Origin of the sequence: Paenibacillus sp. FSL R5-0912, assembly GCF_000758605.1 — a bacterium.
Classification (GTDB): Bacteria; Bacillota; Bacilli; order Paenibacillales; family Paenibacillaceae; genus Paenibacillus_AQ.
The window spans coordinates 4,510,245-4,531,559 of sequence record NZ_CP009282.1 but is presented as its reverse complement, the minus strand read 5'-3'; the positions used below and the strand labels follow the sequence as shown (position 1 = coordinate 4,531,559).

Here is a 21,315-nt window from a genome sequence, read left to right as displayed (position 1 = left end):
CTTGAGCCCGCGTATGACAACGACAATTATCTGGAGGGAATAACAATGGCAGTAGATGCAAAGGCAGTAAAGGAACTTCGTGAAAGAACAGGAGCAGGAATGCTCGATTGTAAAAAGGCACTTGAAGAAGCAAACAATGATATCACTAAAGCAGCTGAATTGCTTCGTGAAAAAGGTTTGTCCGCAGCAGCTAACAAAGCTGGACGTATCGCTACTGAAGGTACAGTAGAATCTTACATCCACGCTGGCGGCCGTATCGGCGTTCTGGTAGAAATCAACTGCGAAACTGACTTCGTAGGTAAAACAGATTCCTTCAAAGATTTCGCGCGTGATATCGCAATGCAAATCGCAGCAGCGAACCCGCTGTATGTTCGCCGTGAAGAAGTACCGGCTGCAGATGTTGAGAAAGAAAAAGAAATTCTTAAGAACCAGGCGCTGAACGAAGGCAAGCCTGAAAAAATCGTTGAAAAAATGGTTGAGGGCCGCATCAGCAAGTTCTATGAAGAATATTGCCTGCTTGAACAGCCATTCGTTAAAGACCCAGACAAGACTATTTCCCAATTGCTGAACGAAAAAATCAGCACTATTGGCGAAAACATCTCCATCCGCCGTTTCGTTCGTTACGAGCTGGGTGAAGGTCTTGAGAAGAAAGTCGATAACTTTGTTGAAGAAGTAATGGCACAAGTGAACCAATAATAGCTGAGAAGCATTTTGTATTAAGAACTGAATAAAGGCAAGCATCAAAAGAGCGGAACACATATCACGTAGTGTTCCGTCTTTTGTAAGAAAGTGAGGGTATACAATTGGAACAGCCGGTATTTAAGAGAGTAGTCCTTAAGGTTAGCGGTGAATCACTTGCCGGACAGAATGGCTATGGCATCGATGCCGAAACGATCATCTCCATCGCGGAGCAGGTCAAGGAAGTCGTTGAGCTTGGAGTTCAGGTTGCCATTGTGTGCGGCGGAGGTAACATCTGGCGCGGAATCGCGGGAAGTGCAAGCGGCATTGACCGGGCGACAGCGGATTATATGGGGATGCTGGCAACAGTCATGAACTCGCTGGCACTTCAGGATGCCCTGGAGCAGATCGATGTCCCTACACGGGTTCAGACCTCTATTGCCATGCAGCAAATTGCTGAGCCTTATATCCGCCGCCGGGCAATCCGGCATCTGGAAAAGGGCCGTGTAGTTATTTTTGCCGCAGGAACGGGGAATCCGTTCTTCTCGACGGATACAACGGCAGCGCTCAGAGCGGCCGAAATTGAAGCCGAAGTGATTCTGATGGCGAAGAACAAAGTAGATGGTGTCTATTCCGCGGATCCGTTCAAGGACAGCACTGCCGTGAAATACGAGCAACTTACTTACATGGATATTCTGAACAAGAACCTTGGTGTTATGGATTCCACCGCTTCCTCTCTCTGCATGGATAATAATATACCGCTCATTGTGTTTGCTATTACAGAGCAAGGCAATATTAAACGTGTCGTTCTCGGCGAAAAGATCGGGACGATTGTTAAAGGGAGTGTAAATTAATGCCACAATCGGTGAAGAAAAATGCCGAAGAGCGTATGGAAAAAGCGATTTTGTCGCTAAAACGCGATTTGGCTACGCTGCGGGCAGGACGTGCTTCGACGTCACTGCTGGATCGCATTCAAGTGGAGTACTACGGTGCTCCGACTCCTCTTAATCAGCTGGCTAACATCAGCACACCGGATTCCCGGACACTGCTGATCCAGCCGTGGGACAAAACATCGATGTCTGACATCGAGCGGGCGATTATGAAGTCAGATATCGGGATTACGCCTGCCAATGACGGTACAATCATCCGTTTGTCCATTCCACCGCTTACTGAAGAACGCCGCGGCGAGCTTGTAAAGTTCACCAAGAAGTTCGGAGAAGAAGCAAAGGTAGCCATCCGTAACATCCGCCGCGATGCGAACGATGACATCAAGAAGATGGAGAAGAACGGCATTTCGGAAGACGAATCACATGGACATCAGGAAGATATCCAGAAATCAACGGATAAGTTCATAGCTGAAGTCGACAAAGTGCTCTTGTCCAAAGAAAAAGAGATTATGGAAGTATAATGAAATTCAAGAGACTTCAGGCCCCTCCGTCTATGGTGGGGTTTGTCTCTTTCTGATAAGAGCTTGGAGGAAACGGAAATGATCAAACGGATTCAAGAATGGCTGAGCCGTAAAGACAGGCAGGAGCCAGTCGAGATTTCACCGGATAATATTCCCCGGCATGTAGCTGTAATTATGGATGGCAACGGACGCTGGGCGAAACGGCGCGGCTTGCCCCGTATTGTGGGCCATCAGAACGGGATGAAGGCGGTCAAACGTGCGACAATCGCGGCGAATGACCTGGGAGTAGAGTTCTTGACCATGTACGCTTTCTCCACGGAGAACTGGAAGCGGCCGAAGGATGAGGTTGATTTCCTGATGCGCTTGCCTGTGGAATTTCTGGCCATTGAACTGGATGAACTGATTGAGAAGAATGTACAGGTACGTGTAATGGGGGATACCGAGGCTTTGCCTTCCCATACCCGCAGGGCTATGGAAGAAGCGGTTGCCCGGACCGAAGGGAATACCGGACTTATACTTAATTTTGCGCTGAACTACGGTGGCCGTAAAGAGATTGAAGACTGTATGCGCGGCTTGGGCAAGGATATCCAGGCAGGTATTCTGACACCTGATGAGATTACTTCAGCACTGATTGACAGCAGGCTCTTATCCGGCGGACTGCCTGACCCTGATCTGCTGATCCGTACGAGCGGCGAAATGCGCCTAAGTAACTTTATGCTCTGGCAGATTGCCTACAGTGAATTATGGTTTACAGATGTGTACTGGCCGGAGTTTGACAAGACGCATCTGATGCAGGCTGTGGCGGAATATCAGCGCCGCACACGCCGTTATGGTGGATTGAAGTAGCCTGATGGGAGATGGGAATCTTTGAAGCAGCGAGTGATTACCGGAATTGTTGCCGGAGCCTTGTTTTTGGGCTTGTGCTTTTTGGGAGGCTGGCCGTATCAGCTGTTGCTGACTGCCATGGCCCTCATCGGCTATTATGAATTTGTAAAAATGACAGGTACAGCAACCTTCGGAGGGACTGCTGTACTTGGTTATGCGTCCGTAGTATGCTTCATGATCCCCTGGAATCTGCTGGGGACTTCCGAGTTATTATCGTGGGAGCAGGGAATCTGGCTGCTCATGCTGTTATTCCTGCTGGTTACGGTCTTCAGCAAGAACAAGCTGGATATTAAGATCACCGCTTTGATGTTCACCGGCATTGTATACATAGGGATGGGCTTCTCTTATATGGCTATCGCCCGCGGTGCGGGAGATGGACATGGGCTCCTCTGGACATTTCTGCTGCTGTGCTGCATCTGGGGAAGTGATGCCGGAGCGTATTTTGTCGGCCGAAGCTTCGGACGCAATAAGCTCTGGCCGGCGATCAGTCCTAACAAAACTATCGAAGGTGCCCTTGGCGGAGTATTAATCTCTGCCGTGATATCTATTGTTTTTGCCCTATTGGTTCCTGATCTGCTGACCATCGGACGCGCACTGCTTATCGGGGTTTCCTGCGCCGTTCTGGGTCAGCTCGGAGATCTTGTACAGTCTGCTTATAAACGGGTGTACGGTATTAAGGATTCAGGCTCGTTGCTGCCTGGTCATGGAGGCATCCTGGACCGCTGTGACAGCTGGATTATCGTATTTCCTTTCGTACATATCGTAATGCTGATGCCTTACTATTAACGACAGGAAGAAGGTTTCAACTGTGAAAAGAATCAGTATTCTCGGCTCTACGGGTTCAATCGGCACCCAGACACTCGATGTCGTAGCCATGCATCCGGAAGCCTTTGTGGTGGACGGGCTGGCAGCGGGATCGAATACCCGGCTGCTGCTGGAGCAGGTGGGCCGCTTCCATCCGCGCCGCGTTTCTGTGTCTACACCGGAGCTTGCTGCAGAGATCAGATCCAGTCTGCCTGCCGGCGTAGAGCTCTACAGCGGACATGAAGGTCTGGTGGAGATTGCCGCTGGCGGTGACGCAGAGACTGTTGTGACTGCCCTTGTGGGCAGCGTGGGTCTGCAGTCTACAATGGCGGCGATTGAAGCCGGCAGACATATAGGACTGGCCAACAAGGAAACGCTGGTTACCGCCGGACACCTGGTTACAGAGCTGGCGGGCCGCAAAGGTGTTAAGCTCCTGCCGGTTGACAGCGAGCATTCGGCTATTTTTCAATGCTTAAATGGCGAGAACCGCGAAGATGTTGCTTCGATTACCATCACAGCATCCGGAGGATCTTTCCGTGATTATACGCGATCACAGCTTAAGAATGTTACTGTTGAGGATGCACTGCGCCACCCGAATTGGAGCATGGGGGCCAAGATTACAATTGATTCGGCAACTATGGTTAACAAAGGGCTGGAAGTAATCGAAGCGCATCATCTGTTTGCCCTCCCGTATGGACAGATTAATGTGCTGCTGCATCCGGAGAGCATTATTCACTCCTATGTGGAATTCCGTGACAGCAGTATCATTGCGCAGCTGGGAACGCCCGATATGCGGGTTCCAATTCAATATGCGCTCACCTATCCGGACCGCTGGCAGTCGCCTGCTGAGCGGCTGTCGCTGGCCAAAGTAGCCAGTCTCACTTTCCGTGAGATGGACTATGAGCGCTTCCCGGCCCTGAAGCTGGCTATCGACTGCGGCACCATGGGGGGGACGGCTACAACCGCCTTCAATGCAGCGAATGAGATTGCCGTTGCCCGTTTCCTGCGCGGCGAGATTCCGTTCCTGCGGATTGACGAGATTATTGATGAAGTCCTTCAGCGCCATGAGAATGCGGCTCATCCGAATCTGGAGCAGATTCAGCACTGTGATACGGTGACCCGGGAACTTGCGGCTGTGCTGTAAGCGGACAGTGCGCATTTTGTTTTCCGGAAATATTTGTTATGCCCTGAAAAATAGGGGTGGACTGTTGATTCTCTTGTGCCTTACCTTGGAATAATGATAAATTAAGAGGACATACTTCGGTCTTACACCTAAAGGGGGGAATGTTTCGCAATGGAGATGGTAAGAGTCGTTTTTTTGACGGTATTTATGTTCTTTGTTCTGGTGACCGTCCATGAATGGGGACATTATTATTTTGCCAAACGCGCCGGAATTCTTGTGAGGGAATTTGCTATCGGTTTCGGTCCGAAACTGTTTTCTTATAAACGCAATGAAACCCAGTTCACGCTTCGCCTGCTGCCGTTTGGGGGATATGCCCGGATGGCCGGAGAGGATCCGGAAATGATTGAGATCGGTCCCGGACAGACCATTGCGGTCAGACTGGGCCAGGATAATAAGGTGAAGAATATTTACCTGGATTCGCTGGATACACGCAGAAATGTTATCCGCGGTGAAGCGCAATTCACGGATCTTGAGAATGAGCTGAAAATCCGTCTGGATGTGGATGGTGAAGTAACCACATACGACGTACATCCGCAGGCGATGATGATTAAGGGAAGCCAGCAGACGCAGATCGCGCCCAAAGACCGCCAGTTCGGCAGCAAAAGCGTAGGCCAGCGCGCGGTGGCGATCTTGGCCGGTCCGGTGATGAACTTCATTCTGGCTTTTGTGCTGTTCGCGCTTCATCTGCAAATGGCCGGTATCCAGGTGGAGAATCCGACCTATGTGAAGATCGGCGATGTAAGCGAAGGAATGCCAGCCCAGGAAGCCGGTCTGCAGAAGGGCGACATAGTTGTAGCCGTTAACGGCGAAACTATCGGTGGAGATTACCAGAAGATGATCTCGCTCACTTCCGCGTCCAAGGGCAAAGAGATGAAATGGACACTGCAGCGCGGCGATGAAACCCTTAATGTAGCTATGATTCCCCGCAGTATGGAAGGGGAGGAAGGCGGTAAAGTCGGGATCACTCCGGAGCTTCCTACACGCAAGGCCGGGGTTGGTGAGACTATCACCAAATCAGGCACTGCCATGGTGGATACCACGAAGCTGATCTTCATCGGCTTCAAGCAGCTGATCAACAAATTCAATATGGACGATATCTCGGGACCCGTGGGAACCTTCCAGCTGACCGGGCAGATTGCCCAGCAGGGGATTCAGTATTTGACTTATTGGGCGGCTATACTCAGCCTGTATCTCGGAATCTTCAACCTGCTGCCGATTCCTGCACTTGACGGAAGCCGGCTCGTGTTTCTCGGTGTGGAGGCGCTGCGCGGTAAGCCGGTGGACCCGAACCGCGAAGGCATGGTCCATTTTGTAGGCTTTGCACTGCTGTTCCTGGTGATGATTGCTGTGACTTATAATGATATATTACGCCTCATAAGCGGCTGATTGGTTCACATTACATTCTTTTGGGGTCTCCGCAAAGTGCTTGAGAGCTTCGCTTGTTAACCGGCGCTTTGCGGGGCGAATTTAGGAGGATCTCTTTACATGGCAAAAGACAAGCAGTTCGTTACGGAAATCACGCCGCAGGGCGAAGATTTCTCACGCTGGTATATTGATGTGATCAAAAAAGCGGACCTGATGGATTATTCTCCGGTCCGCGGCTGTATTGTGTTCAAACCGGACGGCTACGAGATCTGGGAACATATCCAGGAGGAGATGAACCGCCGCCTCAAGGAAACCGGACACCGCAATGCCTACTTCCCGCTGTTTATTCCGGAGAGCTTTTTCCAGAAGGAGAAAGAACATGTTGAAGGCTTCAATCCGGAGCTGCCTTGGGTGACTGAAGCTGGCGGCGATGTGCTGGAAGAACGTCTGGCAATCCGCCCAACTTCCGAGACCATGTTCGGCCATATGTATTCCAAATGGATTCAGTCCTACCGTGACCTTCCGGTGCTGATCAACCAATGGGCTAACGTAGTCCGGTGGGAAAAGCGCACACTGCCATTCATCCGCACTACGGAATTCCTCTGGCAGGAAGGCCATACCGCTCATGAGAATGAGACGGAAGCGCGTGAAGAAACGATGAAGATGCTGGATAACTACCGTGATTTCGTAGAGACTTTTCTGGCGATTCCGGTGGTTACCGGACAGAAGACACCATCCGAGCGATTCGCCGGTGCGGTGGACACGTATTCCATTGAAGCAATGATGAAAGATGGACGGGCTGTGCAGGCGGCTACCTCTCATTATCTGGGTACCAAGTTCGCAGTGGCTTTTGATATCCAATACTTAAGCCGTGATAATGTACTTGAATATGCACATACAACCTCATGGGGCTCTACCACACGTCTAATCGGCTCACTGATCATGGTGCATGGGGATGACCGCGGGCTGGCTTTGCCGCCGAAGGTGGCGCCTACTCAGGTCATTATGATTCCGATCGGGCCGCCTAAGACCCGTGAAGCAGTGATCGGGCGCACAGATGACCTGTTCAAAGAGCTGAAGAGTGCCGGAATCCGCGTACGTGTAGACGACCGCGCAGATGTTACACCGGGCTGGAAGTTCAATGAATACGAAATGCGCGGTGTACCGGTACGTCTGGAGCTTGGACCGCGTGATATGGAGAACGGAGTCTGCGTAATCGTATCCCGGATCAGCGGTGAGAAGAAGATTATCCAGCAGGAGAATCTGGTTGAAGAAGTGAAGGCTATGCTGGAGCAGGTTCACCAGGAAATGTTCGAGCGGGCTCTGAAGTTCCGTGAGGATCATTTCTATTCTGTAGATACCTTAGAGCAAATGAAGGATTCCATGGAAGAGAAGCGCGGCTTTGCACTTGCAGGCTGGTGCGGCTCGGAGGAATGTGAATCCAAGGTGAAGGAAGAAACAGGCGCAGGCAGCCGTAATATTCCGTTCAATCCGTCAGAAACGAAAGAGACTTGTATTTGCTGCGGTGAGCCGGCCCTGCATACAGTTGTATTCGCCAAAGCGTATTAAGCGGCAACTTCAATTTTTATTTGATCCTTTATATTAGCTTCTGGCGAGAGGAGTCGGCGGGCCGCAATTACCCAATGCTTTTTGAACCGGAAGCTTTTCTTACTATACTAGAATTATAGTATAGGTATAGCTAATTATTGCCGAGTTAGGTGGGGAAACCATGGAGCTAAGCGTGGAGAGAAGAAAAAGGTTCGAGCTGTTAATGAAGCAGGGGGAAATTCCTCCGGCCATCATTGATCCCTACTTTTTGGACGGGCAGATCGAGCGTGTGGAAATCAGCCGCGGCAACCGTGACTGGCATATTGTAATTGCGAAAGACAGCCTGGTTCCGGCCCAGACCTACCGGACCTTTGTCCTTAGAATGCGTGAGAAGCTGCAGCATATTGCAAAAGTCAGCTTCTTGTTCCTATATGATGATTCAATCAGCAGAGCGGATATTGTACAGGAGTATTGGGGAATGTTCCTCGAGTGGGTCCAGCGTGAGATTCCATCTGTTAACGGATGGCTGACGCGCTCCAGTCAGGACCTGCAGGACGGCACGCTTTTGCTTAGCCTGAGCGATTCCATGTCTCTTGAGCTGGCCCGTAAAAAGGGCATCGAAGCAGCCATTATTAAATATTATGATAAATATTTCGGACTTACCCTTAAGGTGAAGCTGCAGATTGCCGAGAATGAGAGCAAAGCGGATGCCTACGAGGAATTCCAGCAGAAGCTCCAGCAGGAGCAGCGTGAACTGGTAGAGATGATGATGATGGCCAGTGAACCGGACGAGCCTGAGGAACCCGGTGATCCGAATGAGGTGATTAAGCTTCAGATCGGGTATGAGATCAAAGAACAGGCCGTATCCATTCTGGACATACAGGATGAAGAGAAGAAGATCACGATTCAAGGCACGATATTTGGACTCGACACCAAAGAGCTGCGTAACGGCAACACACTGTATACCTTCTGCATCACCGACTTCACCGACTCTCTGCAGATGAAGATGTTTGCGAAGACTAAGGAAGATCTGAAAGTGATGGGGCAGCTGGCTAACGGTAAATGGGTGCGGGCACGCGGCAAAGTTGAATATGACCGTTTCATGCAAATTCCAGAACTGGTGATGATCCCGTCGGATTTGTCGGAAGTTTCAGCACCGCCGGCGCGTAAGGACAATGCCAAGCAGAAGAGGGTTGAATTCCATCTGCATACTACAATGAGCACGATGGATGCAGTGGCAACCATCACCGATTATGTCAAAACCGCTGCGAAATGGGGACACCCGGCACTGGCTGTTACGGATCACGGTAATGTCCAGAGCTTCCCGGATGCGAACCATGCTGCACATAAGCATAAGCTCAAAATGCTCTATGGTGTGGAGGCCAACGTTGTAAATGACGCAGTAAACATCGTGGAGAATGCACAGCCCCTGGAGCTCAAAACAGCAACCTATGTCGTATTTGACATCGAAACCACCGGTCTGTCGATCACGCGCAACAATATTACAGAGCTTGCAGCAATTAAAATGTGCGAAGGCAAAGAGCTGGACCGTTATACCACCTTTGTTAATCCGCATGAAAAGATTCCTTATCATATCCAGCAGCTGACCAACATTACCGATGAAATGGTCAAAGACGCTCCTGATCTGGAACCTGTACTCAAAGAGTTCGCCCAGTTTATCGGCGACAGCATTCTGGTAGCCCACAATGCACGGTTTGATATGGGGTTCATTCAGGCTTCCCTGAAGAAGCTGGGCCAGCCGCAGCTGCCGAATCCTTCACTGGATACGCTGGAGCTTGCGCGTTTGCTCTTCCCGACCATGAAGAACCACCGGCTCAATACACTCGCTGACAAGTACAAAGTGCTGCTGGAGAGCCATCACCGGGCGGTGGACGATACGATTGCCCTGGGCGGAATCCTCAATGGATTGCTCGCGGATGCGGAAAAGATGAAAGGGTTGACCCGGCTTGACCGGCTGAATGATTATGTAGGCAATGACCTCTCGAATGTACGGCCGTTTCACTGCGGTATTTATGCACTGAATCCGACCGGCAAAAAGAACCTCTATAAGCTGATCTCCATGTCACATACGGAATATTATAAACGGGTACCCTGTATCCCCAAATCGAAGCTTGAGGAACACCGGGACGGGCTGATTGTCATCTCCGGCTGTGAGCGCGGCGAGTTCTTTGAAGCGGTGCTGAACAAGACAGTGGAGGAGGCCATAGAGGTGGCCCAGTTCTATGATGTTCTGGAGATTCAGCCGTTGACCATGTACATGCATCTGGTGGATAAAGGTTTCGTGGCCAGTGCCGAGGATTTACGCGGTGTTGTGCGCAAGATATGCGAAATCGGCGACCAGATGAACAAGCCGGTCATTGCTACCGGCAATGTGCATTACCTGGAGCCGCGTGACAAGCTGTTCCGTGATATTACAATTCATGGGATTACCGGCTTCAGTCCGCTTAAAGACCAGCGTAAACCAGATGCCCATTTCAGGACCACCGAGGAAATGCTTACGGAATTTGAGTTCCTGGGCCCGGAAAAAGCGATGGAGGTGGTGGTCACCAATACCGTGGAGCTGGCCGAACGTTTCGAGGAATATGATCTATTCCCGAGCGAGCTGTTCACCCCAATTATTGAAGGAGCGGATGATGAGATCCGCAATACCTGCTATGAGACAGCCAAATCAATTTACGGCGAGGAATTGCCGGAGGTTGTAGTAGCCCGGCTGGAGAAGGAGCTTGCGCCGATTATTAAATACGGCTTCTCTGCCAACTATCTGATCTCGGAACGGCTCGTTAAAAAGTCGAACCAGGATGGATATCTCGTCGGCTCGCGTGGATCGGTAGGATCATCTGTTGTTGCAACGTTCCTTGGTATTTCTGAGGTTAATCCGCTGCCGGCCCACTATATCTGCACGAATTCGGAATGCAGGTATAGTGAATGGTTCCTGGACGGCAGTGTACCGAGCGGTTTCGACCTGCCGGACAAGGCCTGTCCGGACTGCGGCGGGAATCTGAAGGGGGAAGGCCAGGATATCCCGTTTGAGACGTTCCTGGGCTTCAAGGGGGATAAGGTTCCCGATATCGACCTTAACTTCTCGGGGGAGTATCAGCCGAATGCCCACAATTTTACCAAAACGATGTTTGGACCTGATAATGTATTCCGGGCAGGCACCATCGGTACCGTAGCTGAGAAGACCGCCTTCGGGTTCACAAAGAAATATGAAGAGCATCACCAGAAACGCTGGCGCGGAGCCGAAATAGGCCGTCTGGCGGCCGGCTGCACGGGTGTGAAGCGCAGTACGGGGCAGCATCCCGGCGGTATCGTTGTTTTGCCGGATTATATGGAGATCGAAGACATTACCCCGGTGCAGTTCCCGGCAGATGATGTTACGGCAGAGTGGAAAACAACCCATTTTGACTATCATGCCTTCGATGCCAACCTGCTGAAGCTCGATATCCTGGGCCATGATGATCCGACCATGATGCGCATGCTGCAGGATCTGACCGGCGTAGACCCGACCACCATTCCAATGAATGATCCAAAGGTAATGAGCATGTTCAACTCCACAGATGCGCTCGGGGTAAGACCGGATCAGATCCGTACCCCTGTAGCCACCTACGGAGTGCCGGAGATGGGGACGAAGTTTGTCCGCCAGATGCTCGTGGAAGCCAAGCCTTCCAGCTTTGCCGACTTGCTGCAGATTTCAGGCTTGTCCCACGGGACCGGCGTGTGGCTGGGGAATGCCCAGGAGCTCATCAAGAATAATACCTGCAACATCAAGACGGTTATCGGCTGCCGTGATGATATCATGCTCTACCTGATTTATAAGGCCGATATGGATGCCAGCCTGGCCTTCAAAATTACGGAAAGTGTGCGTAAAGGGAAGGGGCTTCCTCCCGAGTGGATCGAAGAGATGAAGAAATGCAAGGTGCCGCAGTGGTACATTGATTCCTGTCTCAAAATCCAGTACATGTTCCCGAAGGCGCATGCGGCAGCGTATGTCATCTCTGCAGTGCGGACCGCCTTCTTCAAGCTGTATTATCCGATTGAATATTATGCGACTTACTTCTCTGTCCGTGCCGCTGATTTTGATATTGAACTCTGCTGTAAGGGTTATGAGGCCATTGGTCGCCAGATTGTAGAGATCGAGCAAAAAGGCTTCCAGGCGTTGCCGAAGGAAAAAGCGATGCTTCCGGTACTGGAAATGGCACTGGAGATGACTGCCCGCGGCTTCACCTTCAAAAATATCGATCTGTACCGTTCCGATGCCACCAAATTCACGGTTGACGGCACCAGCCTGATTCCGCCGTTCTCTTCGCTTGCGGGTATTGGTGATAATGCCGCGATCAATATTGCGGCTGCCAAGGATGCCGGAGAATTCCTCTCCATTGAGGACTTCCAGCAGAAATCCAAAGCCAGTAAAACGGTAATTGAGCTGCTGAATGGAATGGGCTGCTTCCGCGGTCTGCCTGAGAGCAACCAGCTGTCATTATTCTAAATTCCGCTGCAAATCATGCTTTGAAATAAGGGAGTCAAGGGCTGGTACTTGTCAGTGCAGACTCACTATGGTATAATTTTTTTGGTAATAATGAGATAAGTCCGTTGTGTAAAGAGTGGGGAAACCCACTCTTTATCTTTGGTATATAGCAAAAGACAAGTTCGTGGAGGTAATCTTCTTTTGAGCACACCCAAATCCAAAATTAAACAGACGGTAGAGCAGCTGCTCGGGTCCTATCTCGAGGACAATGGTTTCGAACTGGTGGACGTTGAATACGTGAAAGAAGGCTCCAATTGGTTCCTGCGCGTATTCGTAGATAAAGAAGGCGGCATTGATATCGATGACTGCGGTACCATCAGCGAATACATCAGCCAGAAGCTGGATGAGAATGATCCGTTTTCCGAAGCTTATTTCCTTGAGGTTTCCTCGCCCGGAGCTGAACGTCCGCTCAAGAAAGCGGCGGATGTTGCCAAAGCGGTTGGCAAGGATGTATATGTAACGGTGTATGAGCCGATTCAAGGACTCAAAGAATTCGAAGGTCGTTTGCTCTCGTTCGAGAACGAGGAACTGCTCATCTCCGCGGGCAAAAAAGAACATGTAGTACCGTACGCCAAGGTCGCCAGTGCGAGATTGGCCATTATTTTTTAACGTCTTGAAAGGGGGACCGGAATTTCATGAGTATGGAGTTTATCGAAGCTATGAATGAACTGGAAAGGGAGAAAGGCATCAGCAAGGATGTGCTGTTTGAAGCCATCGAAGCTGCGCTGATCTCCAGCTATAAACGCAATTTCAATGCGGCGCAGAATGTGCGTGTGGATATGAACCGCAACACAGGCGTAATCAAGGTTTTTGCCCGCAAGCTGATTGTGGAGGAGGTTCTGGACTCACGGACAGAGATTTCTCTGCCGGGAGCCCGGGAGATCAACCCGCATTTCCAACTGGAGGATATTGCCGAACTCGAAGTTACACCGCGTGATTTCGGGCGTATTGCTGCCCAGACTGCCAAGCAGGTTGTTACACAGCGTATCCGTGAAGCGGAACGCGGACTTATCTATAACGCTTTTATTGACAAGGAAGATGATATTGTTACCGGCCTTGTCCAGCGTCAGGATATGCGTAACATTTATGTGGATCTTGGTAAAATCGAGGCGGTTCTGCCGCTGGGCGAGCTTATGCCGGGCGAGAAGTTCAAGCAGAGCGAGCGTATCAAGGCTTATATCACCAAGGTGGAGAATACGACCAAAGGACCGCAGATCATGCTGTCCCGCAGTCATCCGGGTCTGCTGAAGCGTCTCTTCGAGCTGGAAGTGCCGGAGATTTTTGACGGAGTGGTTGAGATTCGTTCCGTTGCCCGCGAAGCCGGCTTCCGTTCCAAAATCGCCGTGTTCTCGCGTAATCCCGAAGTCGATCCCGTTGGTTCCTGCGTAGGCCCTAGAGGCACACGTGTTCAGACCATCGTAACCGAGCTTCGGGGCGAGAAGATTGATATCGTACGGTATTCCGAGCTTGTGCAGGAGTATGTGGCCAATGCACTCAGCCCGTCCAAAGTGCTTGAAGTTCAGGTCTTTGAAGCTGAGAAAATGGCGCGTGTCATCGTTCCTGATTACCAATTGTCGCTGGCGATCGGCATCAAGGGGCAGAATGCCCGTCTTGCTGCTAAGCTGACCGGCTGGAAAATTGATATCAAGAGTGAGACTCAGGCAGAGCAGGAATACGGCAGACCCAGAACTTCTAATGATGAAATGCATCAGGATTCCGTCTCCATCGATTAATGAATCTGCTGACTGACGGGAGGCGCTACTATGAAGCAAAGAAAGGTACCGCTGCGCAAATGCGTTGCCAGCCAAGAGATGATGCCCAAAAAAGAGCTGATTCGCGTGGTGAGAACGCCTGAGGGCGAAGTGCTCATTGACCTGACGGGCAAGAAGTCGGGCCGTGGCGCTTATATCTGCGGTAAACTGGAATACTTTAAGCTGGCACAAAAGACCAAAGCACTTGACCGAGCATTGAAATGTCAAGTGAGTCCTGAAATCTATGCCCAGCTTGCCCGGGATTTTGCATCCGTGGAGGAGCAATTTTTGGCAGCGAAGGATAGTGAGGACAATGAGTAAGACTCTTTCTTATTTAGGGCTTGCGATGAGAGCAGGCAAGATTGTCACCGGCGACGAGGCTGTGCTTAAGGCAGTGCGGTCTTCAGAGGCGAGGCTGGTCGTCCTGGCAGGTGACGCTTCAGATAATACCCAAAAGAAGTTCCGCGATAAGTGCGGGACCTACGATATTCCACTAGTAATCGCATTTCACCGGGATGAACTCGGTGCAAGTATTGGTAAAGACCAGCGCGTAGTGCTGGCCGTTACGGATAAAGGATTCGCGGAAATGATCTCCAGAACGCTTGGAGATACTGTCGGAGGTGGAGTTATTGACTAAAGAAGACAATAAGGATAAACTGCGCGTGTATGAATACGCGAAGTCTCTGAACATGAGCAGTAAAGAAATCATTACAATTCTGAAGCGTTTGAATGTCCCTGTGAATAATCATATGAGTGTCATGGAGAATGGCTCCGTGAACAAAGTAGAACAGTTCTTCAAGGACATCAAGTCAAACGCTGCAGCCAAGCGGGACACCGGCACCAGCAGCCGACCGGTAACTACCGGCGCGGTAACAGCCGAACCCCAAAGTGCTCAGAATGCCAACAAAAATCAACCGGAAAAGCAGGTAGGTATGAACAGTAACCAAAACAACAACCAATCGACGACGTCCCCAAGGCCCCAAAGCGGACAAGATTCCCGCAGAACACAAACAACAGGTACAACGCAGAATTCACGCCCGCAAGGCAGCTCCACTGGCAGCCGTCCACAAGGCAGCTCCACCACTGGCAGCCGTCCGCAAGGCAGCTCCACTGGCGGCAGCCGCCCGCAAGGCAGCTCCACTGGCAGCCGTCCACAAGGCAGCTCCACTGGCAGCCGTCCACAAGGCAGCTCCACCACTGGCAGCCGTCCGCAGGGCAGCTCCACTGGCGGCAGCCGTCCGCAAGGCAGCTCCACCGGCGGCAGCCGTCCGCAGGGCAGCTCCACCACTGGTAGCCGTCCGCAAGGTCAAGGCGGCGCACCCCGTACAGGTGACCGTCCACAAGGTCAAGGTACTGCACCACGCACGGGCGACCGCCCGCAGGGTCAAGGCAACGCAGGCGGAGATTTCTCCCGCGGCGGTGACAGAGGTCCTAAGAAGAATGCTACTGGCGGCAGACCGAACAATAACAGCGGCCAGAAACGTTTTGATGACGGCAAAGGCGGCAACTTCCGCGGCCGTGGCGGCAAGAACAACCGCGGCAGAAACCAGCCGATGGTACACCGTGAGAAGATTGACAACACACCGAAGAAGATTATTGTCCGCGGCAGCATGACGGTTGGTGAAACGGCGAAGCTGCTTCACAAGGATGCTTCGGAAGTGATTAAGAAGCTGATCTCGATGGGCGTTATGGCCACGATCAATCAGGAGCTTGATATCGACACGATCCTGCTTCTGGCCGGCGAGTTCGGTGTAGAAGTAGAAGTGAAGATCCCTGTAGATGAAGACAGCTTCGAAACCGTGGAAGAGAATGATTCCGACGATGATCTGCAGTCCCGTCCTCCGGTTGTAACGATCATGGGTCACGTTGACCATGGTAAAACAACCTTGCTCGATGCCATCCGTTCCACGAACGTAACTGGCGGAGAAGCAGGCGGAATTACACAGCACATCGGTGCGTACCAAGTCGAAATCAACCACAAGAAAATTACGTTCCTTGATACACCGGGCCATGAAGCGTTCACTGCTATGCGTGCCCGTGGTGCCCAGGTTACGGATATGACGATTATCGTCGTCGCTGCCGATGACGGTGTTATGCCGCAGACGGTAGAAGCGATCAACCATGCCAAGGCAGCCGGACTTCCGATCATTGTTGCAGTTAACAAGATCGACAAGCCAGGTGCGGACCCTGACAAGGTGAAGCAGGAGCTTACAAGCTATGAGCTGGTTCCGGAAGAGTGGGGCGGCGATACGATCTTCGTTAACCTGTCGGCCAAACAGCGCATCAACCTGGAAGAGCTGCTGGAAATGATTCTGCTTGTTGCTGAAGTAAATGAGTACAAAGCGAACCCGGACAAACGGGCACGCGGTACTGTTATAGAAGCTGAGCTTGACAAAAACCGTGGACCAGTTGCCCGTATTCTCGTACAGAACGGTACGCTGAAAGTCGGCGACGCCTTTGTAGCAGGTAACTGCTTCGGACGCGTACGTGCCATGGTCAATGACAAGGGACGCAAGATCAAAGAAGCGGGACCTTCCACACCAGTGGAAATTACCGGTTTGACTGAAGTGCCGCAGGCGGGCGATCCGTTTATGGCCTTCGAAGATGAGCGCAAGGCCCGTGCGATTGCGGACAGACGTTCGACTACGCAGCGCCAGTCTGAGCTGAACACGAACACCCGTGTAACATTGGATGATCTGTTCAAGCACATCAAGGACGGAGAGATCAAAGATCTCAACGTGATTATCAAGGGTGACGTACAAGGTTCGGTAGAGGCGCTGAAAGGCTCCCTGGCCAAGATCGAAGTTGAAGGTGTTCGCGTGAAGATCCTTCACAGCGGTGCCGGAGCGATTACGGAATCCGATATTACCTTGGCAGCAGCATCCAACGCTATTGTTATCGGCTTCAACGTTCGTCCGGATACCCAGACGAAAGCGGCAGCTGAGCAGGAGAAAGTGGATGTGCGTCTGCATAACATTATCTACAATGTAATCGAAGAAATTGAAAGTGCCATGAAGGGGATGCTTGATCCCATCTACAAAGAGAATGTTATCGGCCATGCTGAAGTGCGCAATGTGTTCAAAATCAGCAAAGTGGGTACCATCGCAGGTTGTATGGTTACTTCCGGCAAAATTGCCCGCAACGCTGAGATGCGCCTGATCCGCAGCGGTATCGTTGTCTTCACAGGCAAGATCGACACCTTGAAACGTTTCAAAGATGATGCCAAAGAAGTGGCGCAGGGTTATGAATGCGGCATAACTTTGGAACGCTATAATGATGTCGTTGAAGGCGACATTATCGAAGCGTTCATTATGGAAACGGTAGAGCGCTAAGCGAAGAGGTGAATATAGATGTCTAAAATCAGAACCGGACGGGTTGGCGAACAGATTAAGAAAGAACTGAGCCAGCTCATCCAAAGTGGACTGAAGGACCCGCGCGTCGGGTTCGTAACTGTAACTGGCGTAGATGTGACAAATGATTTGTCACAGGCCAAGGTATACCTGAGCGTATTCGGGGACGAGGAGCAGAAGTCAGACTCGCTCAAGGCGATTGAGAAAGCTAACGGCTTTCTCCGCTCGGAGCTTGGCAAAGCAATCCGCCTGCGCCACACTCCTGAGCTGATCTTCAAGATTGACGAATCCGTTGCTTACGGAAGTCATATTGAGAAGCTGCTCGGAGAAATCGGCAAAACCGAATAGAGCTACGGAACATAAAGGAGACGGCGAATGCAGAGCTATGAACAAAGTCTCCAGCAGACCCGTAAGTTTCTGCTGGAACACGACGATTATCTTGTAGTGTCGCATGTTCAGCCGGACGGAGATGCAGTCAGCTCCACCCTCGCGGTGGGCTGGCTTCTCTCATGTCTGGGCAAAAAATATTGTATGCTGAACGAGGGCCAGATTCCGCAGCGTATGGAATATTTATGGCATGCCGATCAAATTGTCAATCTGTCTGCTGCAGGCCAACTGCCGCGCCAGTACAGCAACGTCATTTGTGTCGACTGTGCGGATTTTCAGCGTGTAGGACTTACCCAGCGTCATTTCACCAGTGATGCACTTATCGTAAACATAGACCATCATCCCACCAATAATGGGTACGGTGCCGTAACGCTCATCAAGCCGGATGCGGCAGCTACAGCAGAGATTCTGTTCGACCTGCTGAAGACGTTTGAGGTGGAATGGGATATCGATATTGCCACGGCCATTTATACCGGTCTCTTAACAGATACCGGCGGTTTCCGCTATAACAACACTTCGCCTAAAGTGATGGCAGCTGTATCCGAACTGCTGGCATTAGGCGTGAATGGACCTGAACTGGCAGAGACACTGCTTGAAGAGATGACTCTTCCGCAGGTCAAAGTGCTGAACCGGGCACTCAGTACACTGCAGCTCAGTCCTGAAGGGGATATTGCCTGGGTGTACGTTACACCTCAGGATATGCTGGACTGTGATGCGGCCAACGAGGATCTTGAAGGGATTGTCAATTATCCGCGTAATATCCGCGGGGTTGAAGTAGGCATTCTGTTCAAGGTAATCGATGAGCATGCGGTGAAGGCCAGCCTGCGCTCAGCAGGTAAGGTCGATGTCGCGGCGCTGGCGCAGGTCTTCGGCGGCGGCGGGCACACGCGGGCAGCGGGAGCCCGCATTAACGGAAGTCTTGAAGAGGCGGTAGCGAAGGTGCTTGAGGAGGTTAAACTTCATTTATGAGTGAACTTACAGGTGTTCTGGCCGTATATAAGCCGGCAGGGTTCACTTCACATGATGTTGTGGCCAAGGCGCGGCGGATTCTCGGCATGAAGCGGATAGGACATACCGGTACACTTGATCCCCAGGTGACCGGAGTGCTGCCGTTATGTCTGGGACGGGCCACGCGGGTGGTTGAGTACATCCAGGAGCTTCCCAAGGAGTATGTTGCTACGCTGCGGCTGGGATTTGCCAGTGATACAGAGGATTTAACAGGGACGATTACGGAATCAGTTGAAGAGGTTCAAGTTACGGAAGCTGAAGTGCTGGCTGTTCTGAATTCCTTCAAAGGTGTGATTTCACAGGTTCCCCCGATGTATTCAGCAGTGAAGGTGGATGGTAAGCGTCTGTACGAGCTGGCCAGAGAAGGCAAGACGGTGGAACGTAAGAGCCGTGAAGTGGAAATTTATGAGATTGAAATGCAGGGTATGGTCTGGAGCGGCAATTATCCCGATATCACGTTCCGGGCATTATGCTCCAAAGGAACGTACATCCGTACCCTATGCGTGGATATCGGGCGTGCGCTTGGAGTACCGGGTGTGATGGTGAAGCTGGAGCGGACCATGTCGGCAGGGATATCTGCCAGTCATTGTCTGACCCTGGAGCAAATTGCTGAATATAAGGAAGCAGGTACGCTGGAAGAACATTTAATTGCCGCCGATGAGGCGATTTCGCATTTGCCCAAACATACGGTAGCCGAGGAGAAGAAGAAGGCCGCCCTACAAGGGCAACGTCTGTCGCTACGCGTTGTGGCACCTGAAGTAAAGAGCAGCGGAGATTTCCGGCTCTATGATCTGCAAGGGGAGTTTCTAGGCATCTATGCTTTAGAAGCCACCGGTGCGATTGCTCCTGTTAAAGTGTTTGCACAGGCTTAGACTTTAATTTATTTGTGAATGTAGGTGAGAAACAGCGTGAGAACCGTAACCTTAAGCTATCCTATGTTGCCGGAGACGGCAGCAGAGTGGGCGCAGCCTCAAGTAGTTGCCCTGGGGCAGTTCGACGGACTGCACCGCGGACATGCCAGCGTCATAACATCTGCTGTAGCTCTTGCCCGCCAGGCAGGTGTACCTGCAGCTGTCATGACCTTTTATCCCCATCCTAAGGATGTTATGGGTAAAGGTGACTATGAAGGATATTTGACACCATCCCGGGACAAGCAGGAGCTGCTTGCCGGGATGGGCGTTGATATTTTATATATTATTGCATTTAATGAAGAACTCTCCCGGGTTAGCCCGGTGGACTTTGTCTCTGTAATGCTGCTGCCGCTGCAGATTGTTACCGCCGTAGTCGGTTTCGACTTCCGCTTCGGCTACAAGGGCGAAGGCGATACAGACACACTTCGGGAGCTGGGGCAGGGTGTTATGAATGTAGAAACGGTCTCCCCGTTTCTTCTCGAAGGAGAGAAGGTCAGCAGCTCCGGCATCCGCAAGAGCCTGCTGAACGGGGAACTGGATAAAGCCAATGCCTGGTTTGGACGTTGTTATCACCTGCGAGGAATTGTGGGTCATGGAGAGAAGCGGGGCAGGACCATCGGGTTTCCAACAGCAAACCTGCAGCTTGATGACCGCTATGTCATTCCGGCCAGAGGCGTGTACGCCGTCAAGGTATTTTACAAGGAAGAAGTATTGTACGGTGTGATGAATGTCGGCGTGAAGCCTACGTTTCATGACGGGATGATTGCTCCAAGCTTTGAAGTGCATCTGTTTGATTTCGCGGGAGATATTTACGGGCAGGAGCTTAAGGTAGAACTGGTATCCTTTATCCGTTCTGAACGCAAGTTTGAGTCCATCCAGGCCTTAATCGCCCAGATCGGCGCAGATGCCGAGACAGCCAAAGGGCTTCTGGGATATCATTCCTAATCTTTCCCGGACATGCCGTTTACTTTTGTCTTTGTAGGTGCTATACTGATTAACGTTGCTGGAATGACAGCAGCATAACCTTAGCTTGGTTGCTTGTTCTCACCGACGGTGACGAGGCTACTGGCGATTATAATGAAGGAGGTGAACAGGATGGCATTGACTCAAGAACGTAAACACCAATTGATCGACGAGCACAAAACTCACGAATCCGATACTGGATCCCCTGAGGTGCAAGTTGCTATCCTTACGGAGAACATCGTTAATTTGACTGACCACTTGCGCACGCACAAGAAGGATCATCATTCCCGTCGCGGACTGCTGAAGATGGTTGGACAACGTCGTAAACTGCTGGCGTATTTGAAGAACAAAGACATCAGACGTTACAGCGCCCTGATCGAAAAACTGGGATTGCGTCGTTAATTTTCCATAAGTAGAGCCCTAAAGCAGCCTGGTTGTATACCGTATGTCCTTCTTACGAGCGACAGCGGGACAGCCGGGTTGCTTTTTGAAAATTTAGGGTAAACTTTTACAGTAGATAAGTGGATA

At 51.3% G+C, this 21,315-nt stretch carries 19 protein-coding genes; all 19 read left to right on the top strand.

Features of this window, described 5'->3' with window-relative positions; genetic code table 11:
- Nucleotides 1-45: 45 nt before the first annotated feature.
- A complete protein-coding gene (gene tsf, locus R50912_RS19080) occupies nucleotides 46-696 on the top strand; it encodes a translation elongation factor Ts (RefSeq protein ID WP_039295244.1) in 651 nt (216 codons plus the stop codon).
- A gap of 107 nt (nucleotides 697-803) precedes the next feature.
- Nucleotides 804-1,532: a UMP kinase gene (gene pyrH, locus R50912_RS19075; RefSeq protein ID WP_039295247.1), complete on the top strand. Its 729-nt coding sequence runs from the start codon at nucleotides 804-806 to the stop codon at nucleotides 1,530-1,532.
- The gene (gene frr / locus R50912_RS19070) at nucleotides 1,532-2,086 is read left to right on the top strand and encodes a ribosome recycling factor (protein ID WP_039295250.1); all 555 of its coding nucleotides are present in this window, start codon (nucleotides 1,532-1,534) and stop codon (nucleotides 2,084-2,086) included. The genes pyrH and frr overlap by 1 nt, the downstream gene beginning before the upstream one ends.
- Nucleotides 2,087-2,164: 78 nt before the next feature.
- Nucleotides 2,165-2,932 carry an undecaprenyl pyrophosphate synthase gene (locus R50912_RS19065; RefSeq protein ID WP_039295253.1) on the top strand — a complete coding sequence of 256 codons (768 nt, stop codon included), beginning with the start codon at nucleotides 2,165-2,167 and terminating at the stop codon, nucleotides 2,930-2,932.
- Between the two features lie 21 nt (nucleotides 2,933-2,953).
- On the top strand, nucleotides 2,954-3,757 hold the full coding sequence (locus R50912_RS19060; RefSeq protein ID WP_042237115.1) for a phosphatidate cytidylyltransferase: 804 nt from the start codon (nucleotides 2,954-2,956) through the stop codon (nucleotides 3,755-3,757).
- A 22-nt stretch (nucleotides 3,758-3,779) separates the two neighbouring features.
- On the top strand, nucleotides 3,780-4,919 hold the full coding sequence (locus R50912_RS19055; protein WP_042237114.1) for a 1-deoxy-D-xylulose-5-phosphate reductoisomerase: 1,140 nt from the start codon (nucleotides 3,780-3,782) through the stop codon (nucleotides 4,917-4,919).
- A gap of 150 nt (nucleotides 4,920-5,069) precedes the next feature.
- The gene (gene rseP, locus R50912_RS19050) at nucleotides 5,070-6,344 is read left to right on the top strand and encodes an RIP metalloprotease RseP (protein WP_042138122.1); all 1,275 of its coding nucleotides are present in this window, start codon (nucleotides 5,070-5,072) and stop codon (nucleotides 6,342-6,344) included.
- Nucleotides 6,345-6,443: 99 nt separating this feature from the next.
- Nucleotides 6,444-7,892, top strand: coding sequence for a proline--tRNA ligase (proS, locus tag R50912_RS19045; RefSeq protein WP_042237112.1), 1,449 nt, complete (start codon nucleotides 6,444-6,446; stop codon nucleotides 7,890-7,892).
- A 160-nt stretch (nucleotides 7,893-8,052) separates the two neighbouring features.
- A complete protein-coding gene (locus R50912_RS19040; protein ID WP_042237110.1) occupies nucleotides 8,053-12,378 on the top strand; it encodes a PolC-type DNA polymerase III in 4,326 nt (1,441 codons plus the stop codon).
- A gap of 180 nt (nucleotides 12,379-12,558) precedes the next feature.
- Nucleotides 12,559-13,026 carry a ribosome maturation factor RimP gene (rimP, locus tag R50912_RS19035; protein WP_036724721.1) on the top strand — a complete coding sequence of 156 codons (468 nt, stop codon included), beginning with the start codon at nucleotides 12,559-12,561 and terminating at the stop codon, nucleotides 13,024-13,026.
- A gap of 26 nt (nucleotides 13,027-13,052) precedes the next feature.
- Nucleotides 13,053-14,150: a transcription termination factor NusA gene (nusA, locus tag R50912_RS19030; protein WP_039295270.1), complete on the top strand. Its 1,098-nt coding sequence runs from the start codon at nucleotides 13,053-13,055 to the stop codon at nucleotides 14,148-14,150.
- Between the two features lie 30 nt (nucleotides 14,151-14,180).
- A complete protein-coding gene (gene rnpM / locus R50912_RS19025; RefSeq protein WP_036692616.1) occupies nucleotides 14,181-14,489 on the top strand; it encodes an RNase P modulator RnpM in 309 nt (102 codons plus the stop codon).
- Complete coding sequence (locus tag R50912_RS35640) at nucleotides 14,482-14,805, top strand: YlxQ family RNA-binding protein (protein WP_039295273.1); 324 nt, start codon at nucleotides 14,482-14,484, stop codon at nucleotides 14,803-14,805. Before rnpM ends, R50912_RS35640 begins: the two co-directional genes overlap by 8 nt.
- On the top strand, nucleotides 14,798-17,500 hold the full coding sequence (gene infB, locus R50912_RS19015; RefSeq protein ID WP_042237107.1) for a translation initiation factor IF-2: 2,703 nt from the start codon (nucleotides 14,798-14,800) through the stop codon (nucleotides 17,498-17,500). Before R50912_RS35640 ends, infB begins: the two co-directional genes overlap by 8 nt.
- A gap of 18 nt (nucleotides 17,501-17,518) precedes the next feature.
- Nucleotides 17,519-17,866: a 30S ribosome-binding factor RbfA gene (gene rbfA / locus R50912_RS19010; RefSeq protein ID WP_042214811.1), complete on the top strand. Its 348-nt coding sequence runs from the start codon at nucleotides 17,519-17,521 to the stop codon at nucleotides 17,864-17,866.
- 27 nt (nucleotides 17,867-17,893) lie between these two features.
- On the top strand, nucleotides 17,894-18,874 hold the full coding sequence (locus R50912_RS19005) for a DHH family phosphoesterase (RefSeq protein ID WP_042237105.1): 981 nt from the start codon (nucleotides 17,894-17,896) through the stop codon (nucleotides 18,872-18,874).
- A complete protein-coding gene (truB, locus tag R50912_RS19000) occupies nucleotides 18,871-19,785 on the top strand; it encodes a tRNA pseudouridine(55) synthase TruB (protein ID WP_042237103.1) in 915 nt (304 codons plus the stop codon). The genes R50912_RS19005 and truB overlap by 4 nt, the downstream gene beginning before the upstream one ends.
- 36 nt (nucleotides 19,786-19,821) lie before the next feature.
- Nucleotides 19,822-20,769 carry a bifunctional riboflavin kinase/FAD synthetase gene (locus R50912_RS18995; RefSeq protein WP_042237101.1) on the top strand — a complete coding sequence of 316 codons (948 nt, stop codon included), beginning with the start codon at nucleotides 19,822-19,824 and terminating at the stop codon, nucleotides 20,767-20,769.
- 150 nt (nucleotides 20,770-20,919) lie between these two features.
- Nucleotides 20,920-21,189, top strand: coding sequence for a 30S ribosomal protein S15 (gene rpsO / locus R50912_RS18990; RefSeq protein WP_019910460.1), 270 nt, complete (start codon nucleotides 20,920-20,922; stop codon nucleotides 21,187-21,189).
- The last annotated feature ends 126 nt before the right edge of the window (nucleotides 21,190-21,315 follow it).